The organism is Burkholderia sp. JPY481 (assembly GCF_038900515.1).
Taxonomy (GTDB): domain Bacteria; phylum Pseudomonadota; class Gammaproteobacteria; order Burkholderiales; family Burkholderiaceae; genus Paraburkholderia; species Paraburkholderia youngii.
Map to the genome: position 1 here is coordinate 1 of NZ_JAYMRT010000118.1, position 679 is coordinate 679.

The 679-nt window shown below is 66.6% G+C and carries 1 protein-coding gene; it reads right to left on the bottom strand.

Annotated elements, in window-relative coordinates; translation table 11 throughout:
- A partial coding sequence (locus VSR82_RS39915) for an ATP-binding protein (protein ID WP_498858917.1) occupies positions 1-679 on the bottom strand: 679 nt, incomplete at both ends.

The following is a 679-nucleotide window of genomic DNA, read 5'->3' on the forward strand; positions in this document are numbered from 1 at the left end:
TGAACCCGGTCGTGAACGAACGCGTAGGCGCCTTCGAGCCGCACGACGAGTTCCTGGCGAACCGCCTCCCAGACCACGGCGTGAATCCCCGCCTCCGGCATGCCGAGCACGGCCGACAGGGTCGCGAGGTCCGCGGTGTTCCCGAGACAGGCAAGCTGCTGAAGCGCGTGCTGTGTCGCGGGCGGCAGGCGCGTCAGCTTGCCGGCCATCAGGTCCACGACGTTGTCGGTGTAGCCGCTGGCCTGGATGCGTTCTGTATCCCAGCGCCACTGCCGCGCATCGTGATCGAATGCCAGCAGATCGCCTTCGGCCAGCGCGTGCAGGAACTGGATCACGAAGAACGGATTGCCTCCCGTCCTGTCGGTCACGAGGCGCGCCAGGGGCGCAAGTTTTTCAGGCGCACAGTGCAGCGCGTCCGCGATCAGATGGCCGACATGCGCACCGGTCAGCGGCGCGAGCCGGATTTCCCCGATCTTCGCGCCCGCGCTGCGGATCGCTTCAAGCCGGGCTGTCAGCGGATGAGCGGCATCCACCTCGTTGTCGCGATACGCACCGATGACCATCAGGTAGCGCAGTTCCGGCTGGATCAGCAGGTCCACGAGCAGGTCCAGGGTCGCTGCGTCGAGCCACTGCAGGTCGTCGAGGAACAGTGCGAGCGGATGGTCGGCCTGAGCGAATA